Source organism: Streptomyces sp. WMMB 714, assembly GCF_900090125.1.
In the GTDB taxonomy this organism is placed as follows: domain Bacteria; phylum Actinomycetota; class Actinomycetes; order Streptomycetales; family Streptomycetaceae; genus Streptomyces; species Streptomyces daqingensis.
The window spans coordinates 394,992-413,166 of the sequence record NZ_FMHJ01000006.1 but is presented as its reverse complement, the minus strand read 5'-3'; the positions used below and the strand labels follow the sequence as shown (position 1 = coordinate 413,166).

Below are 18,175 nucleotides of genomic sequence, written 5' to 3'. Positions count from 1 at the left end.
TGGGGGTTGCACCCGGGAGCTGGACCGCTTCGGCCCGTTGGAGTCGGCGCGGCGGGCTTACCGTGGAAGGAGCGACAGCCACAGTCGGCAGTGCGCACCGGGAGGTGACGCCGATGTCGGGCGAGCAGACGGCCACAGCGACATCCCCTGCGGAACAGGCCATCGCCGATCAGCTCCGCGTCTCGTTCCAAGGTGAAGTGATCGATCGCGGGCATCCCGGCTACGACGAGGCCCGCGCCGTGTGGAACGGCCTGATCGATCGCCGGCCGGCCGTCATAGCCCTGTGCTCAGGCACCGCGGACGTGGTGGATGCGGTCGAGGTCGCCCGCAAGCATCGTCCCGTCGTCAGCATCCGCGGTGGCGGGCATCAGGTGGCGGGCAGCGGGGTCTGCGACGACGGGCTGGTGATCGACCTGTCCGCGATGAAGGGCATCCATGTCGACCCCTCAGCCCGGACGGTGCGTGCCCAGGCGGGTGTGACGTGGGGCGAGCTGGACCGTGAGACCCAGTTGCACGGGCTGTTCACGCCGGGCGGAGAGATCTCGGCGACGGGCATCGCGGGCCTCACCCTCGGCGGCGGTCTCGGATTTCTGATGCGTGCGTACGGTCTGAGCTGCGACAACCTCCGCTCGGTCGAGATCGTCACCGCGGACGGCACCGTGCACACGGCGAGCAGGGACCAGAACCCCGACCTGTTCTGGGCGGTTCGGGGTGGTGGTCGCGGCGTCGGAGTCGTCACCTCGTTCGAGTTCGATCTGCAGCCGCTCGGCCCGGAGGTGACCGGTGCGCTTGTCCTCTACCCGTACGAGAACGCCGACGCGGTCGTACGGGCCTGGCGGGACGTGACGCTCACGGCACCGGAGACGGTCACGCCGGAGATCCTGCTGTGGAGCGTGCCCGCCGACCCGGCGATTCCGGAGGAGCTGCAGAGGGCGAAGTGCGTCCTGGTCGGCGGCGTGTACGGCGGTCCGCCGGGCGCGGAGGCAGCGGCAGCCGTGGCGCCGCTGCGTGAACTGGGCGAACCGCTCATGGACTTGAGCGGGACGATGCCGTACGTGACGCTGCAGAGCGCGAATACCTGGCGATTCCCTGACGGGGAGCGCTACTTCATGAAGTCGCACTTCATGGACGAGCTGACCGACGAGGCGATCCGGACGCTGGTGGAGTGGGACACTCGGCGGCCGACTCCCGAGAGCCTGACCGTGATCCGCACGCTGGGTGGCGCCGTGCGGCGCGTCGGCAGCGACGAGAGCGCGTTCGCGCACCGGTCCGCGCGCTACAACGTGAGCATCGACGCCGGCTGGCGGGACCCTGCGATGGACGACGAAGCGATCGCCTGGGCGCGTTCGGCGTGGGACGCGATGAAGCCGTTCTCGAGCGGCGGCACTTACGTCAACTTCGCCGGACTCGGAGAGGACGCGAGCGAGTTGCAGGGCGCTGTCTACGGTCCTCACGAGGAGCGGCTGGAACGCATTCGCGCCGCGTGCGACCCGGAGGGACTGTTCGCACGGGCCGCACACCGGCCATGACGTACGTCGTGCCTGTTATCGAGCCGCTCGGGCGGCTCAACTCCCGGACGCGTACGAGATGAAGCTGCTCCACGCGGTGGGGGAGAGGGCGAGCTGAGGGCCCTGCTTGTTCTTGGAGTCACGGACGTGGACGGCGTCGGGGCAGGCGGCGACCTCGACGCAGTCGCCGTCGCCACTACTGCTGTGGCTGGACTTCTGCCAGGAGAGGGCGACCTCGACGCAGTCGTCACCCGAACCGCTGCTGTAGCTGCTCTTGAACCAGGACCGTTCAGTGGTGCTCATTGCGCCCTCCGCATCTGCTCCAGCAGACTCTTCGAATCCTCAAGGCTAAGTGCCTGTGAGCGCATCCTGGCATACCTCATCTGGTGGGTACTGACGATCTTCGGGTCAGAGATGAACTGTCCGCACTCCTGCCCCTCGTTGTATCCGAACCAACGGTGAGCGCTCGTCTCCAGAAGCCGGATTGGACCGTGCAGCCCCGCGTGGCTCTCCCTCAACACCGGCATGAGCTGGATCTCGACGTTCCGTTGCTCGCCCACCTCCAAGGCGTGGTCGATCAGTTCCCGCGTCACCTCCACTCCGCCCATGCGGCGCAGAAACAGGTGCTCTTCCAGAATGAAGCTGTACGCCGTGTTGGGGCGTTCGGCGAGAAGCCGCTTCCGCTCGGCCCGGGCCTCCCATTGGGCTTCGATCTGCGTGTCGTCCAGGGGCGGGAGCTGGTTGACGAAGAGCGTCCGCGCGTACGCCTCCGTCTGCAACAGGCCCGGGACCAGGCGGCATTCGTACGTGTTGAGCGTGATCGCCTCCGCCTCCAGGCGGGCCCACTGGCGGAACCAGCTCGCGAGGCCTGGTTGCCGTGAGAGGTGCCGGGCGGCGCCGCGCAGCGCTCCGAAGGCGTCGAGCACTTCTTCGGCGTGTTCGACGAATTCGGGTTGCGGGAAGCGCCGTCCCTGTTCGATCGATCCGACGGTCGGCTGCGAGTAGCGCAGCAGCGGTGCGAGCTCCTCCTGCGTCAGTCCGGCCCGCTTCCGGAAGGCTTTGAGGACTTCCCCGAACGCTTTGAGGCTGTCCGAGGACTCCGGTTCCGCGCCGCCTCCCGGACAGCTGCCGTTCGGCGTTCCGCCCGCGGTTCCGCTACCGGCAGCCGATTCCTCGTCCACACCGTCCGCCATGTCGGCCGTCCCCCTCGCGCGTTCACGCCTCGCATACTCTGAACTTACGTAGCGTCACGGTGAGTTACTGGAGCTGTCCACTGCTTCCGCTCGTACGCGGGTCGCGAGTACGGATCGTCGAGCTGAGGAAAGACCCTCGCAGTCGGGCGTTCGGGACCCTCCGGTACGCGAAGCTCGCTGCTCAACTCGACATAGCCGTACGTGCGTTCACGCCGTCAGGGCTCTCGCCGCGTGCAGTCGCGGGCGTGTCCGGGTAGGGATCGACCCTGGCGCGGAGGGGGCTTGCCCGCCGGGCGCACGGTGACTCAGGGCGGCTTTCGCCGCGCACACTCACGCTCACACTTTGTCCACATAGTGGAAGAAGCCAACTTGACCCCTGCCAAAGGGGTTTCCGAACGGGACGAAGATGGCTACCGTCCTTGTGGTGTACCGGACATGAGCTGTTTTCCCCCTCGATCTCCCGCACGACCGGTACGTCGCAACTCGTACCTACCGCAATCCGGTGATCCCGGGCCCCACACCGGCGATCAAGTCGGCGCGACGGCGCGCGCCTGTGCGAACACGACGGTCAACGACACCTGCGTCAACCACCGTTTCTCCCTCTCAGGAGGAGTCGCGTGCACAGGATCACCCGCTCTCCAGTCAAGTCACCTTCCGCATCGACCAGATACGCCCGCCGTCGCCGGCTGCGCGCCGCGCTCCGTTCACGTACCGCCGTACTCGTCGCGACGCTGCTCCTCGGCGGCGCCCTGAGTATCGGCGGCGCACCGCCGAGCCAGGCCGCAGCCCCCGGCGGCGAGCCTGCCGCCGCCGATTTCCAGCAGGTCACGCTCGCCAAGGGGGTCGCCGAGACCGGCGAGCCCATGACGCTCGCCGTGCTGCCGGACGGCGGCGTGCTGCACACCGCCCGTGAGGGCACCCTGCGTCTGACGGACGCGGGTGGCGCCACGAAGGTCGCGGGCGAGCTTCCCGTCTACAGCCACGACGAGGAAGGTCTCCAAGGCGTCGGCGTGGACCCGGACTTCACGGAGAACCGTTTCGTCTACCTCTACTACGCGCCGCCCATGAACACCCCCGAGGGCGACGCCCCCGAGACGGGCAACCCGGACGACTGGAAACCCTTCGAGGGCGTCAACCGCCTCTCCCGGTTCGTGCTTTCGGAAGACGGCACCCTCGACATGGACTCCGAGAAGACCATCCTCGAGGTGGCCGCCGACCGCGGACTGTGCTGCCACGTCGGCGGCGACATCGCCTTCGACGCGGACGGCAACCTGCTGCTGTCCACCGGTGACGACACCAACCCGTTCCAGTCGGACGGCTTCACGCCCATCGACGAACGGGCCGACCGCAACCCGGCGTTCGACGCGCAGCGCAGCTCCGGCAACACCAACGACCTGCGCGGGAAGATCCTCCGGATCAAGGTCGAGGAGGACGGCTCCTACGGCATCCCGGAGGGCAACCTCTTCGAGCCGGGGACGGAGAAGACCCGTCCGGAGATCTACGCGATGGGCTTCCGCAACCCGTTCCGCATGACCGTCGACAAGCCGACCGGCACGGTCTACGTCGGGGACTACGGTCCCGACGCGGGTGCCGCCGATCCGGCCCGCGGTCCCGCCGGTCAGGTCGAGTTCGCCCGCGTCACCGAAGCCGGAAACTACGGATGGCCGTACTGCACGGGCGACAACGACGCGTACACGGACTACGACTTCGGCAGCGAGGAGTCCGGGGAGAAGTTCGACTGCGCCGCTCCGAAGAACGACTCGCCGCACAACACCGGACTCACCGAGCTGCCCCCGGCCCAGGCCGCGTGGATCCCCTACGACGGCGCGTCCGTCCCGGAGTTCGGCGACGGTTCCGAGTCGCCGATGGGCGGCCCCGTCTACCGCTACGACGAAGACCTCGAATCCGACGTGAAGTTCCCTCAGGAGTACGACGGGGACTTCTTCGCGGGTGAGTTCGGCCGCCGCTGGATCAAGCGCGTCGACCAGGACGAGAACGGCGGCGTGACGTCCATCAACTCCTTCCCCTGGGACGGGACCCAGGTGATGGACATGGAGTTCGGGCCCGACGGCGCTCTGTACGTACTCGACTACGGCACCGGCTACTTCAACGGTGACGCGAACTCCGCCGTCTACCGCATCGAGAACGCGACCGACGGTCACAGTCCGATCGCCGAGGCGAAGTCGGACAGGACCAGTGGGCAGGCTCCGCTGGAGGTGGCCTTCTCCTCCGAGGGCAGCAGCGACGCCGACGGCGACGAGATCAGCTACAGCTGGGACTTCGGCGACGGAGCCACGTCGGACGAGGCGAACCCCACGCACACCTACACCGAGAACGGCACGTACTCGGCCACCGTCACCGTCTCCGACCCGGGCGGACGCACCGGCAGCGCGAGCGTCATCGTGACGGTCGGCAACACCGCGCCGAAGGTGGAGATGCAACTGCCCGCCGACGGCCAGCCGTTCGCCTTCGGGGACGAGGTGCCCTTCAAGGTGGAGGTGACCGATCCGGAGGACGGGGAGATCGACTGCTCCAAGGTGGAGGTCAGTTACATCCTCGGTCACGACAGCCACGGCCATCCGATCACCTCGGCCAAGGGCTGCGAGGGCACCCTGAAGACACCGGCCGACGGCGAACACGACCCGAATGCCGACATCTTCGGGGTCTTCGACGCCGAGTACACCGACGGCGGTGGAGGCGGACAGGACCCGCTGACCGGGCACGCGCAGAACATCCTGCAACCCGAGCACCGGCAGGCCGAGCACTTCACCGACTCCGCCGACGGAGTCACCGTCGCCGACGTCGAGGGCGCCGAGGGCAGCAAGGCCGTGACCGGGGTCGACAACGGCCAGTGGATCGCCTTCAAGCCCTATGTCACCGCGGACGTCACGGAGTTGACGGCGCGCGTCAAGGCGGCCGGTCTCGGCGGCGGCACCGTCGAGGTACGTGCGGGAGCGCCGGACGGCACCCTGCTCGGCAAGGCCGACGTGGCGGCCGGCGACGCCTGGAGCGACGTGACCACACCGATCGGGAACGCACCGGAAGGCAGCGGCGAGCTGTACCTGGTGTTCACCGGCGGTCTCGTCGACCTCTTCGACGTGGACAGCTTCACGGTGAAGACGGAATGAGAGGAGGAGGGCAGATGAGACGTACACCGGACACGGAATCAGGAAAGCCGCGGCTCCGGTCGCGCGTGCCCGGTCCGGGCCGGCGCGCCCGCCGGGCCGGCAGGCCGGCGCTCGTCGCGGCCTCCGCGATGCTGCTGACTCTGACCGTCGCCGTGCCGGGCTCCGCCGCGGCGGAGCCACCCGGCCACTCACGCGACGGCGAACACGTCCTGGTCTTCTCCAAGACGGCGGGGTTCCGGCACGACTCCATCCCCGACGGCATCGCGGCGATCCAGGAGCTGGGCGCGGAGAACGGCTTCACCGTCGACGCGACGGAGGACGCGGACGTCTTCACCCCGGAGAGGCTCGCCGAGTACGACGCGGTGGTCTTCCTCTCGACGACCGGCGACGTGCTCGACGACGGGCAACAGGCCGCGCTGGAGGGGTACATCGAGAAGGGAGGCGGCTACGCCGGGGTGCACGCCGCGGCCGACACCGAGTACGACTGGCCGTGGTACGGCGGGCTGGTGGGGGCCTGGTTCGACTCCCATCCGCTGATCCAGCCGGCCACCGTCGAGGTCCAGGACCGCGCGCACCCCGCCACGTCGCATCTCGACGAGGAGTGGAAGCGCACGGACGAGTGGTACAACTACCGCTCCAATCCCCGGGAGAACGTCCGCGTGCTCGCCGCGCTCGACGAAAGCTCCTACCTCGGCGGCAACATGGGCGAGGACCACCCCATCTCCTGGTGCCGGGAGTACGAGGGCGGCAGGTCCTTCTACACGGGCAACGGCCACACCAAGGAGTCCTACGCCGACGAGGCCTTCCGCACGCATCTGCTCGGCGGAATCCGCTGGGCGTCGGGTGCCGCGCAGGCCGACTGCCGCCCCGAGAACGGCTACACCGCCGTCTACGACAGCGGGACGGGGCTGGAGGGCTGGAAGCAGGCCGGGCCGGGCCACTTCGAACAGGCCGAGGACGGCACCCTCACCACGGTCGGCGGCATGGGCCTGCTGTGGTACGGCACCGAGCAAGTCAGCAGCTACTCCCTGAAGTTCGACTGGCGGATGTCCGGCGACGACAACTCCGGGGTCTTCGTCGGCTTCCCCGCGTCGGACGACCCGTGGACGGCCGTCGACCAGGGTTACGAGATCCAGATCGACGCCACCGACGTGCCGGAGAAGACGACCGGTTCCGTCTACGGCTTCCAGTCGGCGGACCTCGAAGCGCGGGACCGGGCGCTGAACCCGCCGGGGGAGTGGAACACCTACGAGATCCGCGTCGAGGGGGAACGCCTCCAGGTCTGGCTCAACGGCGTCCGGATCAACGACTTCACCAACACCGACCCCGTCCGCAGCCTCACGGACGGCCACATCGGCCTGCAGAACCACGGCGACGAGGACGAAGTGGCCTTCCGCGACGTGCGGTTGAGGGAGCCGGCCCCCGCGGGCCCCGGCGAGGGAAGAGGCGGCGCCCCGGGTTCGTGACGCACGGCCCGACGCACGTGGAGACCGTCCGGCGCACGCCGGACGACGAGCCGCAGCCAGCGGTTCGCCCGCCCGGTGTCCGGCGGCCCGAGGGGGGCCGTGGGACGCCGGGCAGGCGGCGGGGAGGAGAACGCCGACTCCTCCCCGCCGCCCACCGACAACGTTGCCCCCTCGCTTGCGACTTCCGCTCCTCCGGCAGCGCCGGGCGCCCGGCGACCCCGGCCGACCGTCGTCCGGCTCCCGTCGCCCCGACGCTCCGTTGCCGCGCCGGCCTGACGGCCCATCGACCCGAACCCCCCTCGGCAGCAGTCCCCCTCACCCCCTCACCACGGAGGCAGGCCGTGACCGTAGAGCGACCCGAGCAGCACGCTTCCGCCCCCGACAGCGCCCGCACCGGCGTATGGCTCGTCGGCGCCCGCGGTTCCGTCGCCACCACCGCCATCGCCGGATCCGCCGCCGTGGCGGCCGGGATGCATCCGCCCACCGGCATGGTCACCGAGACCGGCGCCTTCAGCGGCTGCGGCCTCCCGCCACTGGAGCGTCTCGTCTTCGGCGGCCACGACATCGCGTCGTGTCCGCTGCCGAAACGCGCCGAGCAGCTCGTCGCGGCCGGCGTGCTCCCGCACGGTCTCCCGGCCGCCCTGCACGCCGAACTCGGCGCGGCGGACGCGTACATACGTCCCGGCACCCCGGCGACCTTTGAGGACCCGCGCGAGGAGGACGAGGCCATCGCCTCCCTCGCCGCGGACATCTCCGCCTTCAGCCGGGCCAACGGCCTCGTCCGCACCGTGGTCGTCAACGTCGCCTCCACCGAAGGGGCTCCGGCGGCGGGCGAGGCGGCGCTGCCGCCCAGCTCCCGCTACGCGGCGGCCGCTCTGCGGGCGGGCTGCCCGTACGTCAACTTCACGCCCTCCACGGGACTCCACCACCCGGCGCTCGCGGACGAGGCACGCGCGTCGGGCCTGCCCTACGCGGGCCGCGACGGCAAGACGGGTCAGACGCTGCTGCGTTCGGTGCTGGCCCCCATGTTCGCGCAGCGGGCCCTGTCCGTACGCGCCTGGTCGGGCACCAATCTCCTCGGCGGAGGCGACGGCGCCGCCCTCGCCGACCCCGGCGCCGCGGCGGCGAAGAACTCCGGCAAGGAACGCGTACTCGCCGACAGCCTCGGCCAACTCCCCGAAGGGCAGCTGCACATCGACGACGTCCCCGCCCTCGGCGACTGGAAGACCGCCTGGGACCACGTCGCCTTCGACGGCTTCCTCGGCTCCCGCATGGTGCTCCAGACGATCTGGCAGGGCTGCGACTCGGCGCTGGCGGCACCGCTCGTCCTCGACCTCGCCCGGCTCCTCGGCCGTGCCCACGCAGCAGGCATGAGCGGCCCCGTCGACGGACTCGGCTTCTACTTCAAGGACCCCGACAGCGGTCCCAGCGCCCTGCCCGGACAGTGGCGTGCGCTGCTCGGCCTCGCCGACCGTCTGAGGGCGGGCGCATGAGGAGCGCGCGGCCGTTCGGCCGCGCCGCGGACTGGGCGCAACTCCTGCGCATCTCCGCCGTCTTCAGCGTCCCGGGCGACGCCCTCGCCGGCGCCGCGGCCTGCGGGCAGCGGGCCGACCGGGGGACGCTGGCGGCCATGGGCGCGTCCCTGTGCCTGTACGAGGCGGGCATGGCCCTCAACGACTACTCCGACCGGGAGATCGACGCCGTCGAACGGCCCGGCAGGCCGCTGCCCTCCGGCAGGATCGCCCCTGCCGCCACGCTCGCCGCCTCCGTGGTGCTGACGGCGGCGGGGCTGCGGCTCGCGGCGGCGGCCGGGCGCCCCGCGCTGCTGACGGCGACGGCGCTCGCGGGCACGGTCTGGGCGTACGACATGCGGCTGAAGCACACCCCGTTCGGACCGGCGGGCATGGCGGCGGCCCGCGCCCTCGACCTGGTGCTGGGTGCCGTGGCGACGCGGGGCACCCGTCCCGCGGACGGCTCGCGGCGACGCCGGGCGGTCGCGGGCAGCGCCGCGCTGCTCGGCGCGCACACGTACGCCGTGACGGCCGTGTCGCGCCACGAGACGCTCGGCGCGCCCGCCGCGGTACCCCTGGCGGCGCTCGGCGCGACGACGGCGGTGGCCACCGCCACGGGACGTGCCGGCCGCGTACCGGCCGTCTTCGCCGCCGCCTACGGCGCCGCTGCCGCCCGGCCCCTCGCACACGCCGCGGCGAACCCCTCGCCGCAGCTTCTGCAGCGCGCGGTCGGCGGCGGCATCAGGGCCACCATCCCGCTCCAGGCGGCTCTCGCCGCCCGCGCCGCCCGCCCCGGCACCGCCGCCGCGCTGCTGGCCCTGCTGCCCCTGGCCGGGCGGCTCTCACGGAAGGTCAGCCCCACATGAGCGGCTCCGGACGGCTGCGCTACGCCTACGGCACCAACGGTCTCGCGGACCTGCGGCTCGAGGACGCCCTGGCGCTGCTCGCCGACCTCGGATACGACGGTGTGGGCCTGACCCTCGACCACATGCACCTCGACCCGCTCGCCCGCGACCTGCCGCGCCGGACCGCCGCCGTCGCACGGGCACTCGACCGGTACGGCCTGTCCGTCACCGTCGAGACCGGAGCCCGCTACGTGCTCGACCCCCGCCGGAAGCACGGCCCCACTCTGCTCGACCCGGACCCCGAAGGCCGCGGCGCACGCCTGGAGTTGCTGCTGAAGGCCGTACGCGTCGCAGCCGATCTGGGCGCGCACGCCACGCACTTCTTCAGCGGGGTCCTGCCCGAGGGCGCCGATCCGCACACCGCGTGGCCGCGCTTCGCCGACGGGGTCGGCGCCCTGCTCAGCGCCGCCGACGCGACCGGGGTGCCGCTCGCGGTCGAGCCCGAACCGGGCCATCTGCTGGGCGACTTGGGGGCGTTCCAGCGGCTGCGTACGACCCTCGGTGAGCCCGAGGGCCTCGGACTCACCCTCGACGTCGGGCACTGCCTCTGCCTGGAGGCCGAGTCCCCGCCGGAGTGCGTCCGTTCGGCCGCGCCCTGGCTCCGGCACGTGCAGATCGAGGACATGCGGCGCGGCGTCCACGAGCATCTCCCGTTCGGCGAGGGGGAGATGGACGTACCGCCGGTGCTGGCGGCGCTCCACGAGAGCGGATACGCCGGGCTCGTCACCGTGGAGCTGCCCCGGGACTCCCACGCCGGTCCCGACCGTGCCCGCGACTCGCTGCGCTTCCTGAAAGAGGCGGAGAAGTCCGCCCGCAGGCAGTCCGGTCTCCGACCCGAGGAGGGATCGCCCCCATGCTGAGCCCCGCCGAACCGGCCCGTCCGTACCCCGGAGGCGACGGTCCGGCCGACCGGCTTCCCGTCAGCCCCGTCCCGGTGCCGCCCGCGCAGATCCGGGCACGCGTGGAGGCGCGGCTCGACGACGCCCGAGCGGCCTGGCTGCGCCGGGCGCTGGTGGACGCGGCGGCGTCCGCGGCGGTGTCCGCACCGCCCGCGGGGGCACCCGAGGGCGTCGACGCCCAAGGCGCCGCGTGGGAAAGCCACTTCGCCTCGGCCGGACGGCACTGCGGACGCCTCGCGGCGTGCGACGTCCGCGTGCTGCTGCTGCACGCCGCCCGCGCCGGCACCGCCACCCTCACCCGCCTCTACCGGCAGGGCACCGCAGCGGAACGCACGGCGGTACTGAGCGCCCTGCCCCACCTTCCGGACGCCGCACCGGCCGAGTGCGTCCCCCTCGTCGAGGACGCGCTGCGCGCCAACGACACCGGTCTCGTCGCCGCGGCGGTCGGCCCGTACGCCGCCGCGCACCTCGACCCGCACGGCTGGCGGCACGCCGTACTGAAGTGCCTGTTCACCGGTGTGCCGCTCCAGGCGGTCGCCGCACTGGCGCAGCGTGCCCGCGGGGACGGCGAACTGGCGCGCATGCTCCGCGACTTCGCACACGAACGCAGCGCGGCCGGACGCCGGGTACCCGGAGACCTCCACCACGTCCTGGACATCGCCGAAGCCCCCGCGGACGCCCTCGAAGGTCCGGACGACCCTGGGGGTCCGGACGCCCTCGAAGCCCCGACCGCTACCCCCGCCCACGCCCCCGCAGAAGCCGCTCCGCAGCCGCCCGAGGAGATCTGATGCGCATCTTCGACCCGCACATCCACATGACCTCGCGGACCACCGACGACTACACCGCCATGTACGAAGCGGGTGTGCGAGCCGTCGTCGAGCCGTCCTTCTGGCTGGGCCAGCCGCGGACCTCGCCCGGCTCCTTCTACGACTACTTCGACTCCCTGCTGGGCTGGGAGCCCTTCCGCGCCGCGCAGCACGGCATCGCCCACCACTGCACCATCGCCCTCAACCCCAAGGAGGCCGGCGACCCGCGCTGCGTGCCCGTGCTGGAGGAACTGCCCCGCTACCTGGCCAAGGACGGCGTCGTGGCGGTGGGAGAGATCGGCTACGACTCGATGACGCCCGCCGAGGACACCGCGCTCGCCGCCCAGCTCCAACTCGCCGCCGAGCACGGCCTCCCGGCCCTCGTCCACACGCCGCACAGGGACAAGGCCGCGGGCCTCGCCCGCACGCTCGACGTGCTGCGCGAATCGGGGCTGCCGCCCGAACGCGTGCTGCTGGACCACCTCAACGAGACGACCGTCGACGCGGCGGCGGCCTCGGGCTGCTGGCTCGGCTTCTCCATCTACCCCGACACCAAGATGGACGAGCACCGCATGGTGCGGCTGCTGCGCCTGCACGGCACGGCCCGCGTGCTCGTCAACTCCGCGGCCGACTGGGGCCGCAGCGACCCCCTGAAGACCCGCGCCGTGGGCGACGCCATGCTCGACGCGGGCTTCACGGACGACGAGGTCGACCAGGTGCTGTGGCGCAACCCGGTGGCCTTCTACGGGCAGAGCGGCCGGCTCGAACTCGACGCCGCCGCACCGCAGTCGGGAGCACCGCCCACGACCCACGAGGGCAACTCCGTCCTGCGCGGCGGGGAATGAGGGAGGCCGGGACATCGTGCGCTTCCGCCATCCCGACGGTACGACCGTCCACCTCGCCTACTGCACCAACGTGCACGCCGCCGAGGACCTCGCCGGCGTCGTCGCCCAGCTGCGCGAGTTCGCCGAACCCGTACGGCGCAGGCTGCACCGCGACCGGCTCGGCATCGGCCTCTGGCTCGCCCGGGACGCCGCCCGCGCGCTCACCGCCGACCCGTCGGCGCTGCGCTCGCTGCGCGGCGAACTCGACCGGCGCGGCCTGGAGGTGGTCACCCTCAACGGCTTCCCCTACCGGGGCTTCGGGGACCAGCACGTCAAGTACCGCGTCTACAGGCCGGACTGGACGGAACCGGAACGGCTGGAGCACACCACGGACCTGGCGCGGCTGCTGACGGCGCTGCTGCCCGAGGACGCGGTCGAAGGCACCGTCTCCACCCTGCCGCTGGCATGGCGCACCGGCTTCACCGCCGAGCGGCGCCGCACGGCCCTCGCCGCCCTCGGCACCCTCGCCGGTCGGCTGGACGCCCTGGAGGAGCTGACGGGCCGCAGCATCCGCGTGGGGATCGAACCGGAGCCCGGATGCACCGTCGAGACGACGGACGACGCCGTGGCGGCGCTGACCGGCCCGGGAGCGCCGCCGCCCCACCGGGTGGGGGTGTGCGTCGACACCTGCCACCTGGCGACGCAGTTCGAGGACCCCGAGGGGGCGCTCGCCGCTCTCACCGCCGCCCACGTACCCGTCGTCAAGTGCCAGCTCTCCGCCGCGCTGCACGCCCAGGACCCGCACGAGGACGGCGCGTCGGAGGCGCTGTCCGCTTTCGCCGAGCCCCGCTTCCTGCACCAGACCCGGGCATGTACGGACACCGGCGTACTCGCCGTGGACGACCTCGGTGAAGCGCTCCGGCCCGGGGCCCTGCCCCCCGACGTCCCCTGGAGGTCCCACTTCCACATGCCGCTGCACGCGCCGCCCCCGCCGCCGCTGAGCTCCACGCTCGACGTGCTGCGCTCGGCCCTGGGACGGCTCGTCGGCGGCCCCGTGCCGCTCACGCGCCACCTGGAGGTGGAGACCTACACGTGGCAGGCCCTCCCCGAAGGCCAACGCCCCCGCACCCGCGCCCAGTTGGCCGACGGCATCGCCGCGGAGCTGGACGCCGCCCGCGAGATGCTCATCGACCTCGGCCTCAAGGAGCTGCCGTGACGCAGGAACCGCAGCCGCTGCTCGTCCTCGACGTCGTCGGGCTCACCCCCCGGCTCCTCACGCACATGCCCGTCCTGAGCGCTCTCGCCGGGAAGGGCACGCACGTGCCGCTCGGCACGGTGCTGCCCGCCGTCACCTGCGCGGCCCAGTCCACGTTCCTCACGGGTCTGGAGCCCTCCGGCCACGGCATCGTCGGCAACGGCTGGTACTTCCGCGAACTGGGCGAGGTGCTGTTGTGGCGCCAGCACAACGCGCTCGTCGGCGGCGAGAAGCTCTGGGACGCGGCCCGGGCCCGGCACCCCGGCTACACCGTCGCCAACGTCTGCTGGTGGTACGCCATGGGAGCGGGCACCGACTGGACCGTCACACCGCGCCCCGTCTACTACGCCGACGGCCGCAAGGAACCCGACTGCTACACCCGCCCCCCGGACCTGCACGACGAACTCACAGGCGCCCTGGGCACGTTCCCCCTCTTCCAGTTCTGGGGCCCGGGAGCCGGCATCGCCTCCTCCCGCTGGATCGCCGGTGCCGCACGGCACCTGATGCGCACCCGCCGTCCCGACCTCGTCCTCACCTATGTTCCGCACCTCGACTACGACCTCCAGCGGTACGGGCCCGACGACCCGCGCTCCCACCGGGCGGCGGCCGAACTCGACGCCGTACTGGCGCCGTTGCTGGAGGACGCCCGCGCCGAGGGCCGCACCGTCGTCGTGCTCTCCGAGTACGGCATCACCGCGGTGGACCGCACCGTCGACGTCAACCGCGCCCTGCGCCGGGCCGGGCTGCTGGAGGTCCACACCCAGGACGGCATGGAGTACCTGGACCCCACCATGTCGAAGGCGTTCGCCGTCGCCGACCACCAGATCGCGCACGTCTACGTACGCGACCCCGCCGACCTGCCGGCCGCCCGCGACGTCCTCGAAGGACTGGAGGGCATCGAGCAGCTGCTCGACGAACGCGGCAAGAAGGCACACGGACTCGACCATCCGCGCTCCGGCGAACTCGTCGCCGTCGCCGCGCCCGGCGCATGGTTCACCTACTACTACTGGCTCGACGACTCCCGGGCGCCCGACTTCGCCCGGCTGGTGGAGATCCACCGCAAGCCGGGCTACGACCCGGCCGAGCTGTTCATGGACCCGCACGACCCGTACGTGCGGCTGCGCGCCGCGACGGCCCTGGCACGGAAGAAGACCGGGATGCGCTACCGCATGGCGGTCGTCCCGCTCGACCCGTCACCGGTACGCGGCAGCCACGGCCGGCTCCCCGAAAGCACCGGCGAGGGACCGGTGTTCATCTGCTCCCGGCCCGGTGCCGCCGAAGGCCCCCTCGCCGCAACCGAGATCAAGCCCCTGCTGGTCAACCTCGCTCTGGGAGAGCCCACATGAGACGCACACCTCACGACCCCGAACTCGTACACCGCCTGCGCCGCCGCGGCTTCCTGGGCGTCGCCGCGGGGGCGGCGGCCGCCTCGCTGCTCGGCGCCGGTGCGGGCACCGCACAGGCGGCCGCGCCCTCCGCGGCGGACGCCGGGCGGTGCGGCCCCCTGCTGCCGAAGGGCCGCCTCGGCATCCAGCTCTACACGCTCCGCGACAAGGTCCAGTCCCTGGGCTTCGCCGCCGTCTTCGAGGAGCTGTCCCGCCACAGCTACGAGCAGGTCGAGTTCGCCGGCTACACCCAGGGCACCGGGGACATCTCGCTGGCACAACTGGGGCGGCTGCTGCGGGAGTACGGGCTGCGCGGCATCGGCAGCCACGTCGGCTACTACTCCGACGACCCGGACGACTACACCTTCGACACGCAGCTGGAGAAGGTGCTCGACGACGCCGCCGAACTCGGCCTGCCCCATGTGGGAACCGCCGCCGCCCCTGACCGCTACGGCAGGACCGTCGACGCGTGGAAGCGCGCCGCGGAGGACTTCAACCGGTACGGCGCGGCCGCGAGGAGACGCGGCCTGAAGTTCTACCAGCACAACCACCAGATGGAGTTCGGCTTCGCCGAGGACCGGCCGGACGTGCGCCTGTACGACGTCCTCCTCGCGGAGACCGATCCGGAGCTGGTGTACCTGGAGATGGACATCTACTGGGCGTTCGCGGGCAAGTACCGCTTCAGCGTCCGCCCCGACGGAACGCCCGCCCCCTTCGAGCCGGTCGAGTACGTGCTGGCGCAGCCGGAGCGCTACCCCCTTTTCCACGTCAAGGACGGGGAGCACGACGAGACTTCGGAGGACGGCTACCGCATGGTCGACGTCGGCGACGGGGACATCGACTACCGGCGGTTCATCGGGAAGGTCACCCGCGTGCGGGGCGGCCGCCACCACAACTGGCAGGTGGAGCACGACAATCCGGCCGACTCCTTCAGGACGGCACGCCGGTCCGCCGCCCATCTGCGTTCGCTGAAGAGGACGGGGGGCTGAGGGCACGTACGGGCCGTTCACCTCGGTCGTTCCGCCCCGAGGTGAACGGCCCGCCCCCCGGGTCCTGTTCGCCTGCGCGTGCTATTCGCCGCCGTCTTCGGCCGCGAGACGGCGGGCCTCACGGCGGCCCGCGTACCTCTCCCTGCGGTTGCCGGCCTTCTTCCACTCCTGCCACTCCCTGATGTGGGAGCGCACCTTGCACCCGGCGCAGCAGTTGCCCGAGAACAGGTGGGCCGCGGGGTGCTCCCACCGGCAGCGGGTCTCCGGACCCCGCGACAGCGGGTCAGAGGGAAGATCGCACGCGCCGTAGCGGTGGTCGTGCACCGGCCGCGGGTCGTGCTCCGCGTGGCGCACCCGCAGGGGCTTGGTCTTGTCCGTATGGGACATCGTGTTCCTTCCGGAACCGCCGCCCGTGCTCCCGGACTTTCCGGGCGGGCGGCCAGGTTCGGAATCGCACGGCCACACCTTCTTCCTCGTCCGCGGCACCGGCCGCTGCCCGGCCGGTGCGGCACCCGCCGCGAGCACGGGCGCGTCCCGGTGTGCGCGCTCCCGGCGACGCGACCAACCGGCGTACGCCACAGGGGAGTTCGGCACACGTTCCGCACGGATGCGCAGAACGTTCCAGGCTATCGGGGGCGCATGGACGTGTACAGGGAGCCGGGGCGGCAGCGGGCACGCGGCCGGGCTCCACCGCTGCGCGTGGGGCGCCCGGACAGACGGCTGCCGGGCCACCCATCAGGAGCGGGTGGCCCGGCAGCCGTCTGCGTCCCGGCCCGGTCAGATCACTTCCCTGCTGATCGGCTGGGGGTTGGGCTTGATCGAGGACTTGCGCGGCCTGCCCGGCTGGTGCAGGAACAGCGCCACGACACCGGCCAGGAGCGAGGTGCTGCCCGCGAGCCAGAAGGCGCCGGCGAAGCCCCAGGCACTGACGACCATGGAGCCCAGCCCGGCGCCCGCGATACCGGACAGCAGCTTGGAGCTGTAGACCATGCCGTAGTTGGTGGCGTTGTTGTTCTCACCGAAGTAGTCCGCGGTCAGCGCCGCGAACATCGGGAAGATGGCGCCGCCGCCGAAGCCCGAGATCATCGAGCAGAGCAGGAACAGCGGCATCGACTTCGCCTCGCCGGAGAGCAGGATGCCGAACTGCGACAGTCCCAGCACGACGCAGACGAAGAGCAGGCACTGCTTGCGGCCGTACCGGTCGGACAGCCATCCGATCACGCCGCGCCCGGTGCCGTTGACGATGGCCTTGAGCGACATGGCCGTGGCGACGATGCCGCCCGCGAAGCCCATCTCGTTGCCGAAGGGCACCTGGAAGGCGATACCGAAGATGTTCACACCGGACGTGCACAGCAGGCAGAACCACATGATCGGCACGCGCCCGGTCTTGAACGCCTCCTTGGCGGAGTACTGCTTGACCGCCGGCGGGTTCTTCTGCAGCGCACGGCGCGCCCGCGGGTCGTCCGGCGCCTTCAGCGGGTCGATGTGCGGGGGCCACCAGTTCTTCGGCGGGTCCTTGAAGAAGGAGCCCGCGAAGGCGACCACGGCGGCGAGGAAGACGCCGACGGAGATCAGCACCCAGCGGAAGTTGCCCACGTCCATGAAGCCGGTGAAGAGGAACACGAACGGGACGGAGCCGTAGGCGAAACCGCCGTTGACGAAGCCGGTCTTGCCGCCCCGGCGCTCCGGATACCACTTGCCGACCATGTTCACGCAGGTCGCGTACACAGCCCCGGCGCCCATCCCGCTGAAGACGCTGAAGCCGATGTAGGCGAAGATCACGTTCGGTGCGTACGCGAGAGCGAGATAGCCCAGCAGAGTGCCCAGCGCGCCCCACATCATGGCCTGCCGCGCGGGGAAGCGACCGCTCTCCCGCAGCTTGCCCACCGGGAAGGCCACGCCTCCCTGGAAGAGGACCCAGATGCCCATCATCCAGAAGATGTGGGAGCTGTTCCAGCCGTGCGCGGTATGGAGGGTCGACTCGGCGGACGCGAACGCGTACTCGGCCGACGAGATGCCCATCATGCCGACCCAGGGGAGGATCACCATCCACCGGCGGTGCCGTCCCATGATGTCGACGTCGGTCTCGCCTATGCGGTAGGTCCGACCGTTCTTGTCGGTCACCTCCCTGTAGGGGAGGGCCGTTGGTGCTTCTGTTGTTGTCATGTGCTGCACCCCTTGCGTGGAGAGAGTCTGGCCAGCGCCCCCTGTCCGGATCTCTTGCTTTGGTGCGTTGTCGCGGGTGCCGCTTCAGGCGCGTCCGGGTACGGCGGGGCGGGTTGCGGTATCCGCCCCGGTCCCGGGTC

15 protein-coding genes are annotated in these 18,175 nt (G+C 71.5%); 11 read left to right on the top strand and 4 right to left on the bottom strand.

Annotation, left to right across the window (positions count from 1 at the left end; all coding sequences use genetic code 11):
- Positions 1-113 precede the first annotated feature (113 nt).
- A complete protein-coding gene (locus H181DRAFT_RS13885) occupies positions 114-1,529 on the top strand; it encodes an FAD-binding oxidoreductase (protein ID WP_078895735.1) in 1,416 nt (471 codons plus the stop codon).
- Between the two features lie 36 nt (positions 1,530-1,565).
- Here H181DRAFT_RS13885 and H181DRAFT_RS13880 read toward each other — a convergent pair whose 3' ends face one another.
- Both H181DRAFT_RS13880 and H181DRAFT_RS13875 read right to left on the bottom strand, forming a co-directional pair.
- A complete protein-coding gene (locus tag H181DRAFT_RS13880) occupies positions 1,566-1,811 on the bottom strand; it encodes a DUF397 domain-containing protein (RefSeq protein ID WP_045864681.1) in 246 nt (81 codons plus the stop codon).
- A complete protein-coding gene (locus tag H181DRAFT_RS13875) occupies positions 1,808-2,701 on the bottom strand; it encodes a helix-turn-helix domain-containing protein (protein ID WP_045864680.1) in 894 nt (297 codons plus the stop codon). Before H181DRAFT_RS13875 ends, H181DRAFT_RS13880 begins: the two co-directional genes overlap by 4 nt.
- 686 nt (positions 2,702-3,387) lie before the next feature.
- Between H181DRAFT_RS13875 and H181DRAFT_RS13870 the strand changes: the two genes are divergently transcribed.
- The 10 genes from H181DRAFT_RS13870 (at position 3,388) to H181DRAFT_RS13825 (ending at position 15,869) form a co-directional block, all read left to right on the top strand.
- Positions 3,388-5,829 (top strand): PQQ-dependent sugar dehydrogenase, encoded by a 2,442-nt coding sequence (locus H181DRAFT_RS13870; protein WP_045864805.1) that lies wholly within the window; start codon positions 3,388-3,390, stop codon positions 5,827-5,829.
- A 128-nt stretch (positions 5,830-5,957) separates the two neighbouring features.
- Complete coding sequence (locus tag H181DRAFT_RS13865) at positions 5,958-7,295, top strand: ThuA domain-containing protein (RefSeq protein ID WP_045864804.1); 1,338 nt, start codon at positions 5,958-5,960, stop codon at positions 7,293-7,295.
- Positions 7,296-7,636: 341 nt separating this feature from the next.
- Complete coding sequence (locus H181DRAFT_RS13860; protein ID WP_045864679.1) at positions 7,637-8,788, top strand: inositol-3-phosphate synthase; 1,152 nt, start codon at positions 7,637-7,639, stop codon at positions 8,786-8,788.
- Complete coding sequence (locus H181DRAFT_RS13855) at positions 8,785-9,672, top strand: SCO3242 family prenyltransferase (protein ID WP_045864678.1); 888 nt, start codon at positions 8,785-8,787, stop codon at positions 9,670-9,672. The genes H181DRAFT_RS13860 and H181DRAFT_RS13855 overlap by 4 nt, the downstream gene beginning before the upstream one ends.
- A complete protein-coding gene (locus H181DRAFT_RS13850) occupies positions 9,669-10,571 on the top strand; it encodes a sugar phosphate isomerase/epimerase family protein (RefSeq protein WP_045864677.1) in 903 nt (300 codons plus the stop codon). The genes H181DRAFT_RS13855 and H181DRAFT_RS13850 overlap by 4 nt, the downstream gene beginning before the upstream one ends.
- On the top strand, positions 10,565-11,398 hold the full coding sequence (locus H181DRAFT_RS13845; RefSeq protein WP_074467851.1) for an EboA domain-containing protein: 834 nt from the start codon (positions 10,565-10,567) through the stop codon (positions 11,396-11,398). Before H181DRAFT_RS13850 ends, H181DRAFT_RS13845 begins: the two co-directional genes overlap by 7 nt.
- A complete protein-coding gene (locus H181DRAFT_RS13840; protein ID WP_045864676.1) occupies positions 11,398-12,261 on the top strand; it encodes a TatD family hydrolase in 864 nt (287 codons plus the stop codon). Before H181DRAFT_RS13845 ends, H181DRAFT_RS13840 begins: the two co-directional genes overlap by 1 nt.
- Before the next feature lie 16 nt (positions 12,262-12,277).
- Entirely contained in the window at positions 12,278-13,456 is a 1,179-nt protein-coding gene (eboE, locus tag H181DRAFT_RS13835) for a metabolite traffic protein EboE (protein ID WP_045864675.1), read from the top strand.
- Entirely contained in the window at positions 13,453-14,841 is a 1,389-nt protein-coding gene (locus H181DRAFT_RS13830) for an alkaline phosphatase family protein (protein ID WP_045864674.1), read from the top strand. The genes eboE and H181DRAFT_RS13830 overlap by 4 nt, the downstream gene beginning before the upstream one ends.
- The gene (locus tag H181DRAFT_RS13825) at positions 14,838-15,869 is read left to right on the top strand and encodes a sugar phosphate isomerase/epimerase family protein (protein WP_045864673.1); all 1,032 of its coding nucleotides are present in this window, start codon (positions 14,838-14,840) and stop codon (positions 15,867-15,869) included. The genes H181DRAFT_RS13830 and H181DRAFT_RS13825 overlap by 4 nt, the downstream gene beginning before the upstream one ends.
- Before the next feature lie 81 nt (positions 15,870-15,950).
- Here the strand turns inward: H181DRAFT_RS13825 and H181DRAFT_RS13820 are convergent, their stop codons facing one another.
- Together H181DRAFT_RS13820 and H181DRAFT_RS13815 are read right to left on the bottom strand one after the other, a co-directional pair.
- Positions 15,951-16,256: a hypothetical protein gene (locus H181DRAFT_RS13820; RefSeq protein WP_045864672.1), complete on the bottom strand. Its 306-nt coding sequence runs from the start codon at positions 16,254-16,256 to the stop codon at positions 15,951-15,953.
- A gap of 390 nt (positions 16,257-16,646) precedes the next feature.
- Positions 16,647-18,035: an OFA family MFS transporter gene (locus H181DRAFT_RS13815; protein ID WP_045864671.1), complete on the bottom strand. Its 1,389-nt coding sequence runs from the start codon at positions 18,033-18,035 to the stop codon at positions 16,647-16,649.
- Positions 18,036-18,175 lie beyond the last annotated feature (140 nt).

Coding starts and splice junctions, on each gene's coding strand:
- H181DRAFT_RS13815 (WP_045864671.1), bottom strand. CDS start 18,035: ATGACAACAACAGAAGCACCAACGGCCCTCCCCTACAGGGAGGTGACC.
- H181DRAFT_RS13820 (WP_045864672.1), bottom strand. CDS start 16,256: ATGTCCCATACGGACAAGACCAAGCCCCTGCGGGTGCGCCACGCGGAG.
- H181DRAFT_RS13880 (WP_045864681.1), bottom strand. CDS start 1,811: ATGAGCACCACTGAACGGTCCTGGTTCAAGAGCAGCTACAGCAGCGGT.
- H181DRAFT_RS13875 (WP_045864680.1), bottom strand. CDS start 2,701: ATGGCGGACGGTGTGGACGAGGAATCGGCTGCCGGTAGCGGAACCGCG.
- H181DRAFT_RS13850 (WP_045864677.1), top strand. CDS start 9,669: ATGAGCGGCTCCGGACGGCTGCGCTACGCCTACGGCACCAACGGTCTC.
- H181DRAFT_RS13885 (WP_078895735.1), top strand. CDS start 114: ATGTCGGGCGAGCAGACGGCCACAGCGACATCCCCTGCGGAACAGGCC.
- H181DRAFT_RS13840 (WP_045864676.1), top strand. CDS start 11,398: ATGCGCATCTTCGACCCGCACATCCACATGACCTCGCGGACCACCGAC.
- H181DRAFT_RS13845 (WP_074467851.1), top strand. CDS start 10,565: ATGCTGAGCCCCGCCGAACCGGCCCGTCCGTACCCCGGAGGCGACGGT.
- H181DRAFT_RS13855 (WP_045864678.1), top strand. CDS start 8,785: ATGAGGAGCGCGCGGCCGTTCGGCCGCGCCGCGGACTGGGCGCAACTC.
- H181DRAFT_RS13825 (WP_045864673.1), top strand. CDS start 14,838: ATGAGACGCACACCTCACGACCCCGAACTCGTACACCGCCTGCGCCGC.
- H181DRAFT_RS13865 (WP_045864804.1), top strand. CDS start 5,958: ATGCTGCTGACTCTGACCGTCGCCGTGCCGGGCTCCGCCGCGGCGGAG.